Here is a 16,948-nt window from a genome sequence, read left to right on the forward strand (position 1 = left end):
CCGCGTGACAATGACGGTATGGCGGAGACACGGAAGGAACGGGCGCGGCACTGGCGGTACGAGGAACTGCCCGGTGTCGACCTGCTGCGCGCCCGCTACATACGGAAGTCGTTCGTCCGGCACACCCACGAGCACTTCGTGATCGCCGCCATCGCCGACGGCGTCGAGGTCTTCCACCACGGCGGCGGCGACCAGTACGCGGGCGCGGGCGCCCTCGCCCTGGTGAACCCGGACACGCCCCACACCGGCAGGGCGGGCGTCCCCGAGGGCTGGCAGTACGGCGCCGTCTACCCGTCGCCGGACGTCGTGGCCGCGATCGCCGCCGAGACCACCACCCTGCGCGGCACCCCGGGCTTCGTCACCCCGGTCCTCGACGACCCGTACACCGTCCGGCTCGTCCACCAGGTGCTCCGGGCCACCGACGAGGGCAACGCGCTCGCCGCCGACACCCTGCTGCGGGTCGCGGTCACCCGGCTGCTGCGGCTCAACGGCGGCACGCTGCCCCGGCGCGAGGTACGCACGGCCGGCGCCCGCACCGCGGCACGCGCGCGTGCCGTGCTCGAGGAGGGCATGGCAGCCCCGCCCACCCTGGAACAGCTCGCCGCCGACCTCGGCACCAGCCCGTTCGCCCTGCTGCGCGCCTTCCGCGACACCTACGGCATGCCTCCGCACACCTGGCTCACCGACGCGCGCGTACGGCGCGCCCGGCGACTGCTGGACGCGGGGACGACACCGTCCGAGGCGGCCGTCACCGTGGGTTTCACCGACCAGCCGCACCTCAACCGGCACTTCAGCCGTATCGTCGGCGTCCCGCCGGGCGCCTACCAGCGTGAGCGCAAGAACGTACAAGACGCGCGGGGCGGGCTTTCCGTAACGTCCGGGGCGTGGCAGTGGAACGGACAGCAGAGCACGAGTACGCGGACATACGGTCCGATCACGGAGGGCATGACCCGGTCGGGGCCGGAGGGAAGCCGGACGGCGCCGTCGTCCGGGACGCCCTGGGCGTCGGGGTCGCCGTCGGACTCTCCGGGTTCGCCTTCGGCGTGACCTCGGCGGGCAGCGGGCTCAGCCTGCCGCAGACCTGCGCGCTCAGCCTGCTGGTGTTCACCGGCGCCTCCCAGTTCGCCCTGGTGGGTGCGCTGGCGGCGGGCGGCGGCGCCGTCACGGCCGCAGCGGGCGCGTTCTTCCTCGGCGTGCGCAACGCCTTCTACGGGCTGCGGCTGTCGCAGCTGCTGGCGCTGCCGCGCGCGGTGCGGCCGTTCGCCGCGCAGTGGGTGATCGACGAGACCACCGCCGTCTCGCTCGCCCAGCCCACCCGCCGCGCCGCCCGCCTCGGCTTCCTGGTCACCGGGCTCAGCCTCTACGTCCTGTGGAACCTCACCACGCTGCTCGGCGCGCTGGGCGCGGACGCCATCGGCGACACCGAGGCGTGGGGCCTGGACGCGGCCGGTCCCGCCGTCTTCCTGGCGTTGCTCGCCCCCATGCTGCGCACCGGCACCGAGCGGGCCGTCGCCGCGCTCGCCGTGCTCCTGGGGCTCGGCCTGCTGCCCGTGCTGCCGGCCGGCGTCCCGGTTCTGGTGGCCGCCCTGGCGGCTCCGGTCGTGCTGTGGGCGCACGGCCGCAGGACCGCCGCGCGCGCTCGCACGGAGGCTCACGCGAAGGAGGGACAGTGGTGAACATCTGGCTCGCGATCGGCCTGACCGTCGTCGGCTGCTACGCCGTGAAGCTCGCCGGGCTGCTGGTGCCCGCGGGCGTCCTCGAACGGCCCCTCGTCCGGCGCCTGGCCGCCCTGCTGCCCGTCGCCCTGCTCGCCGCCCTCACGGCCCAGCAGACCTTCGCGGACGGCCGAGCCCTGGTGCTGGACGCGCGCGCGGCCGGTCTGGCGGCCGCCGCGGTGGCGCTCCTGCTGCGCGCGCCGTTCCTGCTCGTGGTGGCGGCTGCCGTGCTGGTGACGGCGGGGGTGCGGGCGCTGGGCGGGTGAGCGCAGGATGCCCCGCCCGGCCGCCTCAGACAGGGCGGCCGTACGCGGTCAGGACGCGTAGCGCCTCGATCGTCGCGATGGGGCGTGCCTCCAGGAGCACGCCGGGGGTGGGCTCCTGGGCGCCCGGGAGACGGGGTGCGGGCCAGCCTCCGTCGTCCTGCTGCGCGGCCGCCAGCGCGTCCAGGGAACGGTCCATCTCCGCGTCGGTGAACCACGCCCGCGCCAGTGAGTCCGGGGTGCGGGCGTAGTCATGGGGGAAGGGGCGGTCGCCGGGGGCGTGACCGGAGGCGGCCGAAGTGGTCGGCCGGGCGCCGGACCCCTCCGGGTCGAGCACCACCAGCCCGTCCCGGCGTACCAGGTGCCCCAGCCGCTCGGCGGCGGCCTTGGCGCGGGCGCGGTCGGGGGCGTGGTCCAGGAAGAGCACCGCGGCCTCCACGTCACCGGGGCGGGCCGCCTCCAGGGACTCCACGGCCTGCCGGCAGAAGTCGGTCGCGCGGAACAGCCACGGGTGCCACACCTCGTTGCGGTGCAGCAGCCCCACCACCGGCGCGGTCGCCGACAGCGACCCGGGCGCGCGGGCCGCCCCACCGCCGTTCGCGTACGTGCCCACGGCCGGAAGCGCGCCCTCCGCCGTCGAGACGGACGTCAGGTAACGGCACACGTCCTCCGCGCGGCGCGCGTCGCAGCGCCCCACGGCGTCCAGCACCCCCAGCGCGCGTGCCGTGTGCGCAGGGAGGACGGCAGGTCCGCGCAGGGCGGGCTCCAAGCCGTGGCCGTAGCCGCCGTCGTCGTTCCGGTACGCGTCCAGGGCGGTCTCCACCGGGCCCGGGGCGCCGTCGCGGAAGTGGTGGGCGAACAGGCGCTGCTCCAGTACGCGCGCGGTGAGCCACACGAAGCGCTCCGCGCGCGCGAGTGCGCCGCGCGGCGGGGACGCCGGGGTGAGCGGTACGGCTGCGATGTCGGCCATGGCACCGACCGTAGGGGCGGGCACAGCCCCGCGGGGCCCGTGGCGGAGTGCCACCCCCGCAGGCGGGATACTGGGGGCATGCGGTTGACGGTTTTCTGGGAGCGCATGACGGAGTACTTCGGCGCGGGCTACGCCGACACCTTCGCGCGCGACCATGTCATGTCCGAACTCGGCGGACGGACCGTCCACGAGGCGCTGGCGGCCGGCTGGGACGCCAAGGACGTCTGGCAGGTGGTGTGCACCGTCATGAACGTCCCCCGGGAACTGCGCTGATCGTCACATAGGCCCCACGGGGGCGGACAGTTGTCGTGGCCGTGGGTGAGACTTGGGCCGTGGCAGCCACCGACGAGACCGGGCCCGCGGGCCAGAACACGACCGTGCCCGGCACGCCCCCGCCCGCCGGCCCGCCGGCGGAGCCCGCTCCCCGGGCGAACGCCCGGATGCCGCGATGGCTGCCGCGCGCCATGGTGCTCGCGCTCGCGCTGATCGCCGTCTTCCAGCTCGGCAGCTGGGCCTTCCACCAGCTCACCGGGCTGCTGATCAACGTCCTGATCGCGTTCTTCCTGGCGCTCGCAGTGGAACCCGCGGTGAGCTGGATGGCCGCGCGCGGGGTGCGCCGGGGCTTCGGCACCTTCCTCGTCTTCATCGGCACCCTGGTCGTGGGCGCGGGCTTCGTCACGCTGCTCGGCTCGATGCTCGCCGAGCAGATCATCAAGATCGTCGAGGACTTCCCGCAGTACCTCGACTCGGTGATCAACTGGATCAACACCCACTTCCACACCGAACTGCGGCGCGTCGACATCCAGGAGAACCTGCTGCGGTCCGACTGGCTGCGCAACTACGTGCAGAACAGCGCCACCGGCGTGCTGGACGTGTCCGCCCAGGTGCTCGGCGGACTCTTCCGGCTGCTCACCATCGCCCTGTTCTCGTTCTACTTCGCTGCCGACGGGCCCCGGCTGCGCCGCGCCATCTGCTCCGTCCTGCCGCCGGCCCGGCAGAGCGAGGTGCTGCGCGCCTGGGAGATCGCCGTGAACAAGACCGGCGGCTACCTCTACTCGCGCGGTCTGATGGCGCTGATCTCGGGCCTCGCCCACTACGTCCTGCTCGAGTTCCTCGACGTGCCCTACGCGCCCGTGCTGGCCGTGTGGGTCGGTCTGGTCTCGCAGTTCATCCCCACCATCGGCACGTATCTGGCGGGCGCGCTGCCCATGCTGATCGCCTTCACCGTCGCGCCCTGGTACGCGGTGTGGGTGCTGGCGTTCGTGGTCGTTTACCAGCAGTTCGAGAATTATGTGCTGCAGCCCAAGCTGACCGCCCGGACCGTGGACATCCACCCGGCGGTCGCCTTCGGCTCGGTCATCGCGGGCACGGCCCTGCTCGGCGCGGTCGGCGCCCTGATCGCCATCCCCGCCGTGGCCACGCTCCAGGCGTTCCTCGGCGCGTACGTGAAGCGGTACGACGTCACCGACGACCCGCGGGTGCACGGTCACCGCGGCCCGGACGGGGCGAGCGCCTTCGGCCGCAGGGTCCGGGGGCTGTGGGCCCAGCGGCGCCCGGAGAGCGGCGGCGCCGGGACGGCGGCGGGTGCGGGGGTGGCCGGTGCGGGAGCGGCCGGCTCCGGCGGGGGGGGTTCGGCCGGCGCGCGCGGCCGAGCCTGGCGACGGTGGGACGGCCGGGGCGCCGGGGCCGTCGTGAGGGGCCGGAGCCTCTGACGTCGCGGGGTGCGGATCCCCCCCGGCGGTGCGGCTTGACACGAAAATCGAACATCCATTCTTATGGAGGAGCCGGTGAGGCTCAACGCCGGGCGTTCTGCCCCAGTTCGCGTGGGTAGGGGCCCGGGTTATCCACAGGCCGGACGTGCGTCGGGGCGCGTTGTCAGTGGCAGGCGTTAGCGTCTTTGACGTGAAGCGATCGACTCAAGCAAACCGGGTGGAACCCATGGCAGGAACCGACCGCGAGAAGGCGCTCGACGCCGCGCTCGCACAGATTGAACGGCAATTCGGCAAGGGCGCGGTCATGCGCATGGGCGAGCGGTCGAAGGAGCCCATCGAGGTCATCCCGACCGGGTCGACCGCGCTCGACGTGGCCCTCGGCGTCGGCGGCCTGCCGCGCGGCCGTGTGGTGGAGATCTACGGACCGGAGTCCTCCGGTAAGACGACCCTGACCCTGCACGCGGTGGCGAACGCACAGCGGGCCGGCGGCCAGGTCGCGTTCGTGGACGCGGAGCACGCCCTCGACCCCGAGTACGCGAAGAAGCTCGGCGTCGACATCGACAACCTCATCCTGTCCCAGCCGGACAACGGCGAGCAGGCCCTGGAGATCGTGGACATGCTGGTCCGCTCCGGCGCCCTCGACCTCATCGTCATCGACTCCGTCGCGGCGCTCGTGCCCCGCGCGGAGATCGAGGGCGAGATGGGCGACAGTCACGTGGGTCTGCAGGCCCGTCTGATGAGCCAGGCGCTGCGGAAGATCACCAGCGCGCTCAACCAGTCCAAGACCACCGCGATCTTCATCAACCAGCTCCGCGAGAAGATCGGCGTGATGTTCGGCTCCCCGGAGACCACGACCGGTGGCCGCGCGCTGAAGTTCTACGCCTCCGTGCGTATCGACATCCGCCGTATCGAGACCCTCAAGGACGGCACCGAGGCGGTCGGCAACCGCACCCGCTGCAAGGTCGTGAAGAACAAGGTCGCGCCGCCCTTCAAGCAGGCCGAGTTCGACATCCTCTACGGCCAGGGCATCAGCCGCGAGGGCGGCCTGATCGACATGGGCGTGGAGCACGGCTTCGTCCGCAAGGCCGGCGCCTGGTACACGTACGAGGGCGACCAGCTCGGCCAGGGCAAGGAGAACGCCCGCAACTTCCTGAAGGACAACCCCGACCTCGCCAACGAGATCGAGAAGAAGATCCTCACGAAGCTGGGCGTCGGGGTACGGCCCGAGGAGGCCGCTGCTGCCGAGGCGGGCGCGGACGCCGCCGCCCCGGCCGAGCCCGCGGCGGTGCCGGCCCCTGCGGCCAAGGCCTCCAAGTCCAAGGCCGCGGCGGCCAAGAGCTGACCCGTGACCCGACGAACCGACTGGGCCGAGTACGAGTACGACGCCCCCGGTGTCCCACGGGGGAGGGACGCCGTGGGCGGCGAGGACCAGGCCGCCGGCGGTGACACGGCGTACGACGGCGCGGACCACGGCCTCCCGGAAGCGGGCGGAGGCGGAGGCAGGCGACGCGGCGGTCGTACGGCACGGACGGGTGGCTCGCGTGACGGCGGGCCACACGGTGGACGCGGGCGCCGACGCCGCTCCTTCGGCGAGGCGGCCGCGGCGGACGGAGGCGACTCCGACTCGGTGAGGGCGGAGCGGGAGGAACCTCCGGGGGACCCGGTGGAGCGGGCTCGGGCGATCTGCCTGCGGCTGCTCACCGGGACCCCGCGCACCCGGAAGCAGCTCGCCGACGCCCTCCGCAAGCGGGACATCCCCGACGAGGCGGCCGAGGAGGTGCTGTCCCGGTTCGAGGAGGTCGGACTGATCAACGACAGCGCCTTCGCGGACGCCTGGGTGGAGTCCCGGCACCACGGCCGAGGGCTGGCCCGGCGCGCCCTCGCCCGCGAGCTGCGCACCAAGGGCGTCGACTCCGCCCTGATCGACGAGGCCGTCTCCCGGCTCGACTCCGAGCAGGAGGAGGAGACCGCCCGCGAACTGGTCGCCCGTAAGCTGCGCGCCACCCGCGGGCTCGACCGAGACAAGCGGATACGCCGGCTCGCCGGCATGCTCGCCCGCAAGGGCTACCCGGAGGGCCTCGCCCTGCGCGTGGTCCGCCAGGCGCTGGAGCAGGAGGGCGAGGACACCGAGTTCCTCGGCGACGAAGGGTACTGAGCGAGCGCCCGACACCAGGGCGCCACGGCTACGCGGCCGCCGTCGTCACCGGCAGCCCTGCCGCCCGCCAGGCCTGGAAGCCGCCGACCAGATCGGTGGCCCGGCGCAGCCCCAGCCGGTGGAGGGACTCCGCGGCGAGGCTGGAGGCGTACCCCTCGTTGCAGATCACGACCACGCGCAGGCCGTGGCCCGTCGCCTCGGGGAGGCGATGGCTGCCGCGTGGGTCCAGCCGCCACTCCAGTTCGTTGCGCTCGACGACCAGCGCGCCCGGGATCAGGCCGTCCCGCTCCCGCAGGGCGGCGTAGCGGATGTCCACGAGCAGCGCGTCACCGGACCGCCAGGCGTCGTAGGCCTCCTGGGCCTCGACGCGGGGGTATCCGGCGCGGACCCGCTCCAGCAGCTCGTCGATGCCGGGCGGCCGGCCGTCGCCCTGGGCGGCGTGCACCTCGGCCTCCTCCGTCCCCGTCCCGCTCACTGCCAGTCCTCCGGACGCTCGACCTGCTCCAGGCGCAGGGTCTGGCCCGTGCGGCTGTAGCGGCGGATGCGCGGCAGCGGCGGGTAGTAGGCATGCACCGAGATCGCGTGCCGGTCCGTCGACTCGTTCAGCACCTCGTGCACATGGTGCCGGCCGAACGCCCGGCCCTGTCCGGTCGCCAGCCGCCGCTCACGGTCGACGCCCTCGGTCAGTTCGAGAGTCGTCCAGCCGTCGGTGGGGAGCCGTACGGCGAGCGAGTTCTCCTTCAGCTCGCCCGACGCGGTCATGAACGCGCCGACGGAGTCCGCGTGGTCGTGCCAGCCCGTGCCGGTGCCGGGCGGCCAGCCGATCAGCCAGGCCTCGCTGCCGCCCGGCCCTTCGAGCCGCACCCAGGTCCGGCCCTCGGGGTCGAGGGGGAGCGAGGCGATCAGATCGGCGTCGGCGACGGCACGCCGTACGAAATCGAGGAGTTCGGCCTGCGTAGGCGCGGACGCGGACCGGGATACGGACGCGGGGGCAGGGGCAGCGGGGGAGACAGACATATGCACCGTCCTGGTGGTGAAGTCGCGGAAGGCGCGCGTCGACGACGTCGTCCGGGAAGGCCGGGACGGACGGTCAGGGCGCGCGGAAAGGAGGGGGAACGTCGCGAATCAACAGGACGGGCGACACACGCAGCCCGCGTAGCGGAGGAGGTCCATGTGGACCCTCCGCCACAGGTGCACGCGGGTGTCGGTCATGAGCGGGAGTACACCATGGGGCCGCGAGGTGGTTCAACCGCTCGCCACGATGTGGACGTCGGCGTGGCGCGGAGGCTCCGGCGCTCGCGCCCGGGGCACGGAGGACGCGCCGAACGTGGTGGGGCGGGCGTGCGCGGGGCGCGGAGAACTCCGTCCGTCACGCGCGCTCAGCGCACCCCTCGCCTCACCGCGACCCCGCCCCCGCGTCCTCCCGAGCCCCCGCCTCGGCATCCGCGCCCGCCTCCGACGCCGTCCCGTTCACCGGTCCGCCCAGGGCCGTCTCCGCCGCCGCGTACATGTCCGCCGGGCGGACGCCGCTCAGGGCCGTGACGAGGTGGCCGTCGGGGCGGACGAGCAGGACCGTGTGGGCCGCCGCGCCCGGATAGCTCTCGGCGACCAGCAGTTCCGCGCGGTGCGGCAGCGCGGACACGGCGGCCGCCAGGCGCGGCATGATCCCGGCGGAGACCCAGTGCCGGCGTTCCCACACCCCCGTGCCCGGTGCGATCAGCACCACCAGCAGGGCGCCCCGCCCGAGCCGGTCCCTGAGCCGGACGAACGTGCCGTCCTCGGCGGTGACGACCACGTCCGTGACGGTCGCCCCGGGTGCCGTGGCGACCGGGGCCTCGCCCTCCAGACCGCCGGGAGCCAGGGGCGAGTCGGCGTACGTACCGGGCGATCCCAGCGCTCCGCGCCCGAGGTGACCGTCCGTCAGGAGCGTGTCGAGGCTGCGTGAGGAGCCGGGGACGTAGGTGCGCAGTCCGCCGCCGCCGCGCAGCAGCGGCAGTGCCTGGTCGGCCGCGCGCAGCCGGGAGGCGACGAGGGCGCGGCGCTCGGTCTGGTAGCTGTCGAGGAGCGCCTCGTGCGGGCCGTGGTGCCAGGCGAGGGCCAGTTTCCAGGCGAGGTTGTCGGCGTCGCGGAGCCCCTCGTCCAGCCCGTGCGTGCCCAGTGCGCCGAGGAGGTGGGCCGCGTCCCCGGCGAGGAAGACGCGGTCGGCACGCCAGCGCCGGGCCAGCCGGTGGTGGACGGTGTGCACGCCGGTGTCGAGGAGTTCGTACGGGGGCACCGTGCCGCCGTTCCAGCCGGCCAGGGTCTCCCGGATGCGGGTGAGCAGCATCTCCGGGGTGACCAGGTCCTTGCCCGGCGGCAGCAGCCAGTCCAGCCGCCACACCTCGTCCGGCAGCGGGCGGGCGATGATCTCCCCGGCGGAGGGGCCGGAGGTGCGCCACGGCGGGGAACGGTGCAGCAGCGCCTCGTCCTGCCAGGGGAGCTCGGTGCGCAGGGCGGCGACGGCGTGACGTTCCACCGCGGTGCGGCCCGGGAAGCGGATGTCCTGGAGCTTGCGCACGGTGGAGCGGGGGCCGTCGCAGCCGACCAGGTAACTGCCGCGCCACCAGGTGCCGGAGGCGCCCCGGGTGTGGGCGGTGACGCCGGACCGTTCCTGCTCCAGGGTGTCCAGCCGGCTGTCCACGGCGATCTTGACGAGCCGTTCGTTCTCCAGGGCGGCGCGCAGCGCGCCGGTCAGGACGTGCTGGGCGATGTGCAGGGGAGCGGCCTCGGCGTCCACGAAGGCCACCTCGTTCGTCACCTGCTTGCGCCGCATCGACCGCCATCCGGCCCAACGGAACCCCGCGTGGTCCAGGGACAGGCCGGTCAGCCGCTCCATCAGCGCGGCGGTGTCCTCACGCAGCACGACGGTGCGGGCGGGACGGGGCTCGTCCTTGCCCGGCCCCTCGTCCAGAACCACGCACGGGACGTCCTGACGCGCCAGTGCCAGCGCCAGCGTGAGCCCGACGGGCCCCGCTCCGACGACGATCACCGGGTCCACGGCGCGGCGCTCCCTGCTCGGAGTGACGTCGGGGAGGACGTGAGGGAACAGGGAGATGGAGCAGGGTGCACGATCACAGAACGTATGCAACCCATTGCCGGTGCTTGCGTCAAGTGACCGAAGAGCAGTGGCGATCATGAGCCGCCGCAGGAGCGGTCCCAGCATGTGACAGTTCATCACATGAGTCCACGGCGCATCGCTCATCCGCCACGGTGACGACGGCCGGTCACCGGCATGACTGTGGCCCGCCGTTCCCGGCGGGCCACAGTCATGTCAGGAGGGAGTCGCGCGTCAGACGCCGTCGGTCTTGTGCGGACCGCCGACCTCGGCCGCGTTGATGTCGTCGACGTCCTCGGCACCGAGCACCGCGCCCGTGCTGCGCTTGCTGCGGCGCAGGCGCGCCTCGAGCCAGGAGGCGAACGAGGTGAGGGCGAAGTTGAGCGCGATGAAGAGGACCGCGACCACGGTGAAGCTGGCGATCACGTTGGCGCCGTAGTAGCCGCTCATCGTGTTGGCCGAGGCGAGCAGCTCGGGGAAGGTGAGGACGGCGCCGCCGAGGGCGGTGTCCTTCACGATGACGACGAGCTGGCTGACGATGGCCGGGAGCATCGCGGTGACCGCCTGCGGCAGCAGGACCAGCCGCATCAGCTGGTTCTTGCGCAGACCGATCGCCATCGCGGCCTCGGACTGACCCTTGGGCAGCGACAGGATGCCGGCGCGCACGATCTCCGCGAGGACGGAGGCGTTGTAGAGCACCAGGCCGGTGACGACCGCGTACAGCGGACGGTCGTCGGAGCTGACGTCGGTGTACTCGGCGAACAGCGCCAGACCGAAGATCATCAGGACGAGCACGGGGATGGCGCGGAAGAACTCCACCACGATGCCGGCCGGGACGCGGACCCACGCGTGGTCCGAGAGACGGGCGATGCCGAGGACCGCGCCGAGCGGCAGCGCGATGATCACCGCGAGCACGGCGGCCTTCAGCGTGTTCTGCAGACCCGGCCAGATGTACGTGGTCCAGGCCTCGGTGCCGGTGAAGAACGGCTTCCACAGGGCCCACTCGAGCTGGCCCTTGTCGTCGAGGGTGCTGAACACCCACCACAGCAGGGCGGCGAGGGCGAGCAGGAAGACCACCGTGAAGATGACGTTCCGCCGCTTGGCGCGGGGCCCCTGGGCGTCGTACAGAACGGAGCTCATCGCTTCACCGCCACCTTCTTGCCCACCCAGCCGAGGAACAGGCCGGTCGGCAGCGTCAGAACCACGAAACCGAACGCGATGATCGCGGAGATCAGCAGCAGCTGTGCCTCGTTCTCGATCATCTCCTTCATCAGCAGCGCCGCCTCGGCGACGCCGATCGCGGCGGCCACCGTGGTGTTCTTGATGAGCGCGATGAGGACGTTCGCCAGCGGACCGACGGACGAACGGAACGCCTGGGGCAGCACCACGAGGCCCAGCACCTGGTTGAAGCTCAGGCCGAGCGCGCGGGCGGCCTCCGCCTGGCCGACCGGAACGGTGTTGATGCCGGAGCGCAGTGCCTCGCACACGAAGGCCGAGGTGTACAGGATCAGACCGAGGACGGCGAGCCGGAAGTTGATCGTTTCGAAGTCGTCCGCGCCGAGGCTGATGCCCAGGGTCTGGTTGAGGCCGAGTGACGTGAACAGGATGATGACGGTCAGCGGGATGTTCCGCACGGTGTTCACGTACGCGGTCCCGAAGCCGCGCATCAGCGGCACCGGGCCGACGCGCATGGCGGCCAGCAGGGTGCCCCAGATCAGGGAGCCGACGGCGGAGAGCACAGCGAGCTGCACCGTCGTCCAGAAGGCCCCCAGCAGGTCGTAATCTTCAAGAAAATCGAACACGATCTCCCGCGCTTCCGCGTGTAGGAATGCATGCCCCGGTGCGCCGCCCCGCGCAGGGGGCGGCGCACACGGTCAGGCGCTGCCTCAGCTCTTGATGTCGCCGATCTTCGGAGCGGGCTCGTTCTTGTAGTTGGCCGGGCCGAAGTTGTCCTTCACGGCCGTGTCCCAGCTACCGTCGGCGACCATCTCTTCAAGGGCCTTGTTGATCTTGTCCTTGAGGTCGCTGCCCTTCTTGACGCCGATGCCGTAGTTCTCGTTCGTCAGCTTGAAGCCGCCGAGCTTGAACTTGCCCTTGAACTGGTCCTGGGCGGCGTAGCCGGCGAGGATCGAGTCGTCCGTGGTCAGCGCGTCGACGGCGCCGTTCTGCAGACCGGGCAGGCAGGCGGAGTACGTCGGGTACGGCTGCAGCTGCGCCTTGGGCGCCAGCTTCTCCTTGACGTTCTGCGCGGACGTCGAGCCGGTGACGGAGCACAGCTTCGCGTTGTTCAGGTCCTCGGGCGACTTGATCTTGTCGTCGTCGGCGCGGAGCAGCACGTCCTGGTGGGCGAGCAGGTACGGGCCGGCGAAGTCGACCTTCTCCTGGCGCTCCGGGGTGATCGAGTAGGTGGCGGCGATGAAGTCGACGTCACCGCGCTGCAGCATCGTCTCGCGGTCGGCGCTCTTCGACTCCTTCCACTCGATCTGGTTCTCCTCGTAACCGAGCTTCTTGGCGACGTAGGTGGCGACGTCCACGTCGAAGCCCTCGTAGCCCTGCGGGGTCTTCTGGCCGAGGCCCGGCTGGTCGAACTTGATGCCGATCGTGATCTTGTCCTTGCCGCCGCCCGAGGACTCGTTGTCCCCGTCGCCGCCGCCGCAGGCGGTGGCGGTCAGGGCGAGGGCGAAGATGGTGGCCGAGGCGGCAGTGACCTTGCGGAGCTTCATGGTGCACATCCTTTTGACTGGTGAAGTGATGCGGCCCGGTCAATGTCCGGTGACGCAGGTCGGCAGGGGCGCGGCGCCGTGCCTCAGTGGTGCAGGATCTTCGACAGGAAGTCCTTGGCGCGGTCGCTGCGCGGGTTGCTGAAGAACTGGTCCGGCGTCGCCTGCTCGACGATGCGGCCGTCCGCCATGAACACCACGCGGTTCGCGGCCGAACGCGCGAAGCCCATCTCGTGGGTCACGACGATCATCGTCATGCCGTCACGGGCGAGCTGCTGCATGACTTCGAGAACCTCGTTGATCATCTCCGGGTCGAGAGCCGACGTCGGCTCGTCGAAGAGCATGACCTTGGGCTCCATCGCCAGGGCCCGCGCGATGGCGACGCGCTGCTGCTGACCACCGGAGAGCTGTGCGGGGTACTTGTCGGCCTGTGCGGCCACGCCGACCCGGTCGAGGAGGGCACGCGCCCGCTCCTCGGCCTCCTTCTTGTCCTTCTTCCGGACCTTGACCTGTCCGAGCGTCACGTTCTCGAGCACGGTCTTGTGCGCGAAGAGGTTGAAGGACTGGAAGACCATCCCCACGTCGGCACGGAGCTTCGCGAGCGCCTTGCCCTCGTCGGGCAGGGGCTTGCCGTCGATCGTGATCGAGCCGGAGTCGATCGTCTCCAGACGGTTGATGGTGCGGCACAGGGTGGACTTCCCGGACCCGGAGGGTCCGATGACCACGACGACTTCGCCACGGGCGATCGTGAGGTCGATGTCCTGGAGAACGTGCAACGCGCCGAAGTGCTTGTTGACGCTCTTCAGGACGACCAGATCGCCGGTCGCGGCCACATCTTCCTTGGCCACCGATACTTCGGTCATCGCTCTCAGGCTCCGTCCTCCTCGGTTTCGGAGGACAGTAGTAACCCTTCAGACCTGCGTCATTACATCTGAGGGGAATCTGAGCATCACGATCCGATAGCAATCGGACACCTGTCGTAGCACTTGTGAGCTGGAAAGCGTCCGCGCGAGGCAACGGTACAGAAGCGCAACCGGAATCCTCTTGACGTGGTCGTCCCTCATCGGCGTGACTGCAAGGTGCATCCCGGTGCGGCCATGATGGACACACCGGACAAACGGCCGACGAACCGAAGGGAGCCCTGGTGAGACTGCTGCTCGTCGAGGACGACAACCACGTCGCCGCGGCCCTGTCGGCCGTCCTGGCCCGCCACGGCTTCGACGTCACCCACGCGCGCAGCGGCGAGGAGGCACTCCAGGCGCTCGTCCCCGAGAGCGACGGCTTCGGTGTCGTCCTGCTCGACCTCGGCCTGCCCGACCAGGACGGATACGAGGTCTGCGGCAAGATACGCAAGCGCACCAGCACCCCCGTGATCATGGTGACCGCGCGCTCCGACGTGCGCTCCCGCATCCACGGCCTCAACCTCGGCGCCGACGACTACGTGGTGAAGCCGTACGACACCGGGGAGCTGCTCGCCCGGATCCACGCCGTCAGCCGGCGCAGCGTCCACGACGAGGCCACCGGCTCCACGGACACCCAGGTGCTCCTCGGCCCGGTGCGCATCGATCTGCCCACCCGGCAGGTCAGCGTCAACGGCACGCCGGTCCAGCTCACCCGTAAGGAGTTCGATCTGCTCGCGCTGCTGGCGCAGCGGCCGGGGGTGGTCTTCCGCCGGGAGCAGATCATCAGCGAGGTGTGGCGCACCAGCTGGGAGGGGACCGGCCGCACCCTCGAGGTGCATGTGGCCTCCCTGCGGTCCAAGCTGCGCATGCCCGCCCTGATCGAGACCGTGCGCGGCGTCGGCTACCGGCTCGTCGCGCCCGCGGCGTAGCGGGGCCGGGTGCACACACGACTCCTGCCGCTGCTCATCGTCCTGATGGCGGCCGTCCTGCTCGCCCTCGGCGTGCCGCTCGCGGTGAGCCTCGCCGGCGCCCAGCAGCAGAAGGTCGTCGTCGACCGGATCGACGACACCGCCCGCTTCGCCGCCCTCGCCCAGTTCGTCACCGAGCCCGCCGACACCTCCGGCGGCGACATCAACGAGCGCCGCGAGACCCTTGGCGCGGAGCTGCGCAGCTACCACGAGGTGTACGGCATCCGCGCCGGCGTCTTCTACCGCAACGACGCCCCCATGGCGCACGCCCCCGACGACTTCTTCCTGCCCCGCGCCGGGGAGGTCAGGGACGCCTTCGAGGAGGCGCTGCTCAGCCGCCGCAGCCACGACCCCGAGCAGGTGTGGCCCTGGCAGCGGAGCACCCTCGTGGTCGCCTCACCGGTGATCCGGGACGGCGACGTCGTCGCGGTCGTGGTCACCGACTCGCCCACCGGACAGATGCGGTCCCGCATCCTCCAGGGCTGGCTCGTCATCGCCGCGGGGGAGGCGGCCGCGATGCTGCTGGCCGTCGGCGCGGCGCTGCGGCTCACCGGCTGGGTGCTGCGCCCGGTACGCGTCCTCGACGCCACCACCCACGACATCGCCACCGGCCGGCTGAAGTCCCGCGTCGCCGAGGCCGGCGGACCGCCCGAGCTGCGCCGCCTCGCACGCTCCTTCAACGAGATGGCGGACAACGTCGAGAACGTGCTGGAGCAGCAGCGCGCCTTCGTCGCCGACGCCTCCCACCAGCTGCGCAACCCGCTGTCCGCGCTGCTGCTGCGCATCGAACTGCTCGCCCTGGAGCTCCCCGAGGGCAACGAGGAGATCGCCTCCGTGCGCGCCGAGGGCAAACGGCTGGCGCAGGTCCTCGACGACCTCCTCGACCTGGCGCTCGCCGAGCACAGCGCGCCCGACCTGCGGATCGTCGACATCGGCGCCGTGGCCGCCGAGCGGGTCGCCGCCTGGTCGCCGACCGCCGACGCCAAGGACGTCACGCTGACCGGCGTCTGCCCGCCGACCACCGCCTGGGCGGACCCGGTGGCGCTGTCCAGCGCGCTGGACGCGGTCATCGACAACGCGGTGAAGTTCACGCCGTCCGGCGAGACGGTGGAGGTGACCGTCGCCTCCCACGGCGACACGGCCACCGTCGTCGTCACCGACAACGGCCCCGGACTGACCGACGAGGAGCTGACCCGCGTCGGCGACCGCTTCTGGCGCAGCGGACGGCACCAGAACATCAAGGGCTCGGGCCTCGGCCTGTCCATCTCCCGGGCGCTGCTCGCCGCGGGAGGCGGCTCGATCACCTACGAACGGCACGAGCCGCACGGGCTGCGGGTGACCGTGAGCGTGCCGCGCAACGCCCCCGCGGGTGAGGCGGACGGTCAGGGCTTGACGGACCGGTAGTACCGGCGGGCGCCCTCGTGCAGCCGCAGCGGGTCGGTGTAGATGGCGGTGCGCACGTCGACGAGCTGCGCGGAGTGCACATGGGCGCCGATGCCGTCACGGCTCTTCAGCACGATCCGGGTCAGCCACTCGGTGAGCCGGGGGTCCGTGTCCGCGCGCGTGATCAGCAGGTTGGACACCGCCATGGTCGGCACGGCCGCGCCGAGCTGACTGCCCGGGTAGGCCGACTCCGGGATGTTCGTCGCGCGGTAGTAGCGAGTGGCCCTGCCCTTCTCGTGCACCTTCGCGATCAGCGAGGCGTCGATCGGCACGAACCGCAGAGCGGAGTCCTCCGCGTACTTCTTCAGCCCGTCCGTGGGCAGCCCGCCCGACCAGAAGAAGGCGTCCAGACCGTGCCCCAGGCGCCCGGGCCCGGTGTCGATGCCGTCCGCGGACGGCACGATGTCCCGCTCCGGGTCGATCCCGGCCGCCCGCAGCAGCCGGTTCGCGATCAGCCGCACCCCGGACTTCGGCGGCCCTATGGCGACCCGCTTGCCCCGCAGGTCGGCGACGGTACGGATGCCCGAGTCGGGCGCGACGGCGAGCTGCACGTAGTCGTCGTACAGGCGCGCCACCCCGCGCAGCCCGTCGGCGCCGGCGCGGCCCTCCTGCCGGTAGGTCTCCACGGCGTCGGCCGCCGCGAGGGCGAAGTCGGCCTGCCCGGTGGCGACCCGGCGGACGTTCTCCCAGGAGCCGTCGCTGGTCTCCAGCCGCACCTGGAGGTCGGGCATGTCCTTGTGGAGCGCGGTCCGCAGCAGCTCGCCGTACTTCTGGTAGACGCCGGCGCGGGTGCCGGTGCTCATCGTGATCGTCCCGCCGGGCGCCTCCTCGCGCCACGGCGCGACCCACCACAGCAGCAGCCCGAGCACCACGAGACCGGCGGCCGCGCCCCGCAGGGCCCGCCGCCTGCCGATGCGGGACAGCACGTGGGACATGCCGCGATCCTGCCAGCACGGTGCCCCCGCTGAACAGGGCGGAAATCACGGGGAGCGCGGCCTCGGGGCAC

At 72.0% G+C, this 16,948-nt stretch carries 19 protein-coding genes; 9 read left to right on the forward strand and 10 right to left on the reverse strand.

Annotation, left to right across the window (positions count from 1 at the left end; all coding sequences use genetic code 11):
- The first annotated feature begins 18 nt into the window (after nt 1-18).
- From AY578_RS24560 to AY578_RS24570, 3 genes are read left to right on the forward strand one after another with little or no spacing between them, the layout of a single operon-like run.
- Nucleotides 19-1,047, forward strand: a complete 1,029-nt coding sequence (locus AY578_RS24560; protein ID WP_258905507.1) for an AraC family transcriptional regulator — start codon at nt 19-21, stop codon at nt 1,045-1,047.
- Nucleotides 999-1,676, forward strand: a complete 678-nt coding sequence (locus tag AY578_RS24565; RefSeq protein ID WP_258907497.1) for an AzlC family ABC transporter permease — start codon at nt 999-1,001, stop codon at nt 1,674-1,676. The genes AY578_RS24560 and AY578_RS24565 overlap by 49 nt, the downstream gene beginning before the upstream one ends.
- Entirely contained in the window at nt 1,673-1,981 is a 309-nt protein-coding gene (locus AY578_RS24570; RefSeq protein ID WP_019526278.1) for an AzlD domain-containing protein, read from the forward strand. The genes AY578_RS24565 and AY578_RS24570 overlap by 4 nt, the downstream gene beginning before the upstream one ends.
- A gap of 25 nt (nt 1,982-2,006) precedes the next feature.
- Here the strand turns inward: AY578_RS24570 and AY578_RS24575 are convergent, their stop codons facing one another.
- Entirely contained in the window at nt 2,007-2,948 is a 942-nt protein-coding gene (locus AY578_RS24575) for a hypothetical protein (protein WP_258905510.1), read from the reverse strand.
- 78 nt (nt 2,949-3,026) lie between these two features.
- Between AY578_RS24575 and AY578_RS24580 the strand changes: the two genes are divergently transcribed.
- The 4 genes from AY578_RS24580 to recX all read left to right on the forward strand — a co-directional run bounded on the left by AY578_RS24580 (nt 3,027) and on the right by recX (nt 6,815).
- Nucleotides 3,027-3,221: a DUF3046 domain-containing protein gene (locus AY578_RS24580; protein ID WP_026244036.1), complete on the forward strand. Its 195-nt coding sequence runs from the start codon at nt 3,027-3,029 to the stop codon at nt 3,219-3,221.
- Nucleotides 3,222-3,280: 59 nt separating this feature from the next.
- On the forward strand, nt 3,281-4,660 hold the full coding sequence (locus AY578_RS24585; RefSeq protein ID WP_258905511.1) for an AI-2E family transporter: 1,380 nt from the start codon (nt 3,281-3,283) through the stop codon (nt 4,658-4,660).
- Between the two features lie 226 nt (nt 4,661-4,886).
- On the forward strand, nt 4,887-6,002 hold the full coding sequence (recA, locus tag AY578_RS24590) for a recombinase RecA (protein WP_019526282.1): 1,116 nt from the start codon (nt 4,887-4,889) through the stop codon (nt 6,000-6,002).
- 3 nt (nt 6,003-6,005) lie between these two features.
- Entirely contained in the window at nt 6,006-6,815 is an 810-nt protein-coding gene (gene recX / locus AY578_RS24595; RefSeq protein ID WP_258905518.1) for a recombination regulator RecX, read from the forward strand.
- 28 nt (nt 6,816-6,843) lie between these two features.
- Here recX and AY578_RS24600 read toward each other — a convergent pair whose 3' ends face one another.
- The 8 genes from AY578_RS24600 to AY578_RS24630 all read right to left on the reverse strand — a co-directional run bounded on the left by AY578_RS24600 (nt 6,844) and on the right by AY578_RS24630 (nt 13,492).
- Nucleotides 6,844-7,290 (reverse strand): rhodanese-like domain-containing protein, encoded by a 447-nt coding sequence (locus AY578_RS24600; RefSeq protein WP_258905520.1) that lies wholly within the window; start codon nt 7,288-7,290, stop codon nt 6,844-6,846.
- Entirely contained in the window at nt 7,287-7,832 is a 546-nt protein-coding gene (locus tag AY578_RS24605; RefSeq protein WP_019526285.1) for a cupin domain-containing protein, read from the reverse strand. The genes AY578_RS24600 and AY578_RS24605 overlap by 4 nt, the downstream gene beginning before the upstream one ends.
- Before the next feature lie 108 nt (nt 7,833-7,940).
- The gene (locus AY578_RS34140; protein WP_323807142.1) at nt 7,941-8,027 is read right to left on the reverse strand and encodes a putative leader peptide; all 87 of its coding nucleotides are present in this window, start codon (nt 8,025-8,027) and stop codon (nt 7,941-7,943) included.
- A 184-nt stretch (nt 8,028-8,211) separates the two neighbouring features.
- On the reverse strand, nt 8,212-9,852 hold the full coding sequence (locus AY578_RS24610; protein ID WP_258905521.1) for an FAD-dependent monooxygenase: 1,641 nt from the start codon (nt 9,850-9,852) through the stop codon (nt 8,212-8,214).
- Between the two features lie 291 nt (nt 9,853-10,143).
- Nucleotides 10,144-11,049, reverse strand: coding sequence for an amino acid ABC transporter permease (locus AY578_RS24615; protein WP_019526287.1), 906 nt, complete (start codon nt 11,047-11,049; stop codon nt 10,144-10,146).
- Nucleotides 11,046-11,711, reverse strand: a complete 666-nt coding sequence (locus tag AY578_RS24620) for an amino acid ABC transporter permease (protein WP_026244039.1) — start codon at nt 11,709-11,711, stop codon at nt 11,046-11,048. Before AY578_RS24620 ends, AY578_RS24615 begins: the two co-directional genes overlap by 4 nt.
- An 84-nt stretch (nt 11,712-11,795) precedes the next feature.
- The gene (locus tag AY578_RS24625) at nt 11,796-12,632 is read right to left on the reverse strand and encodes a glutamate ABC transporter substrate-binding protein (RefSeq protein ID WP_019526289.1); all 837 of its coding nucleotides are present in this window, start codon (nt 12,630-12,632) and stop codon (nt 11,796-11,798) included.
- Between the two features lie 83 nt (nt 12,633-12,715).
- A complete protein-coding gene (locus AY578_RS24630) occupies nt 12,716-13,492 on the reverse strand; it encodes an amino acid ABC transporter ATP-binding protein (RefSeq protein ID WP_026244040.1) in 777 nt (258 codons plus the stop codon).
- A 281-nt stretch (nt 13,493-13,773) separates the two neighbouring features.
- On the opposite strand from AY578_RS24630, the gene AY578_RS24635 reads away from it, so the two are divergent.
- Both AY578_RS24635 and AY578_RS24640 read left to right on the forward strand, forming a co-directional pair.
- Nucleotides 13,774-14,460, forward strand: a complete 687-nt coding sequence (locus AY578_RS24635; RefSeq protein ID WP_019526291.1) for a response regulator transcription factor — start codon at nt 13,774-13,776, stop codon at nt 14,458-14,460.
- A gap of 9 nt (nt 14,461-14,469) precedes the next feature.
- Nucleotides 14,470-15,903, forward strand: coding sequence for a sensor histidine kinase (locus tag AY578_RS24640; protein ID WP_019526292.1), 1,434 nt, complete (start codon nt 14,470-14,472; stop codon nt 15,901-15,903).
- Here the strand turns inward: AY578_RS24640 and AY578_RS24645 are convergent.
- Nucleotides 15,882-16,877 carry a TAXI family TRAP transporter solute-binding subunit gene (locus AY578_RS24645; RefSeq protein WP_019526293.1) on the reverse strand — a complete coding sequence of 332 codons (996 nt, stop codon included), beginning with the start codon at nt 16,875-16,877 and terminating at the stop codon, nt 15,882-15,884. The two genes, AY578_RS24640 and AY578_RS24645, sit on opposite strands and share 22 nt — an antisense overlap.
- Between the last annotated feature and the right edge of the window lie 71 nt (nt 16,878-16,948).

It is taken from the genome of Streptomyces thermocarboxydus, assembly GCF_024760485.1.
Lineage (GTDB): Bacteria > Actinomycetota > Actinomycetes > Streptomycetales > Streptomycetaceae > Streptomyces > Streptomyces cellulosae.

Coding starts and splice junctions, on each gene's coding strand:
- AY578_RS24625 (WP_019526289.1), bottom strand. CDS start 12,632: ATGAAGCTCCGCAAGGTCACTGCCGCCTCGGCCACCATCTTCGCCCTC.
- AY578_RS24605 (WP_019526285.1), bottom strand. CDS start 7,832: ATGTCTGTCTCCCCCGCTGCCCCTGCCCCCGCGTCCGTATCCCGGTCC.
- recA (WP_019526282.1), top strand. CDS start 4,887: ATGGCAGGAACCGACCGCGAGAAGGCGCTCGACGCCGCGCTCGCACAG.
- AY578_RS24580 (WP_026244036.1), top strand. CDS start 3,027: ATGCGGTTGACGGTTTTCTGGGAGCGCATGACGGAGTACTTCGGCGCG.
- AY578_RS24615 (WP_019526287.1), bottom strand. CDS start 11,049: ATGAGCTCCGTTCTGTACGACGCCCAGGGGCCCCGCGCCAAGCGGCGG.
- AY578_RS24645 (WP_019526293.1), bottom strand. CDS start 16,877: ATGTCCCACGTGCTGTCCCGCATCGGCAGGCGGCGGGCCCTGCGGGGC.
- AY578_RS24560 (WP_258905507.1), top strand. CDS start 19: ATGGCGGAGACACGGAAGGAACGGGCGCGGCACTGGCGGTACGAGGAA.
- AY578_RS24630 (WP_026244040.1), bottom strand. CDS start 13,492: ATGACCGAAGTATCGGTGGCCAAGGAAGATGTGGCCGCGACCGGCGAT.
- AY578_RS24575 (WP_258905510.1), bottom strand. CDS start 2,948: ATGGCCGACATCGCAGCCGTACCGCTCACCCCGGCGTCCCCGCCGCGC.
- AY578_RS34140 (WP_323807142.1), bottom strand. CDS start 8,027: ATGACCGACACCCGCGTGCACCTGTGGCGGAGGGTCCACATGGACCTC.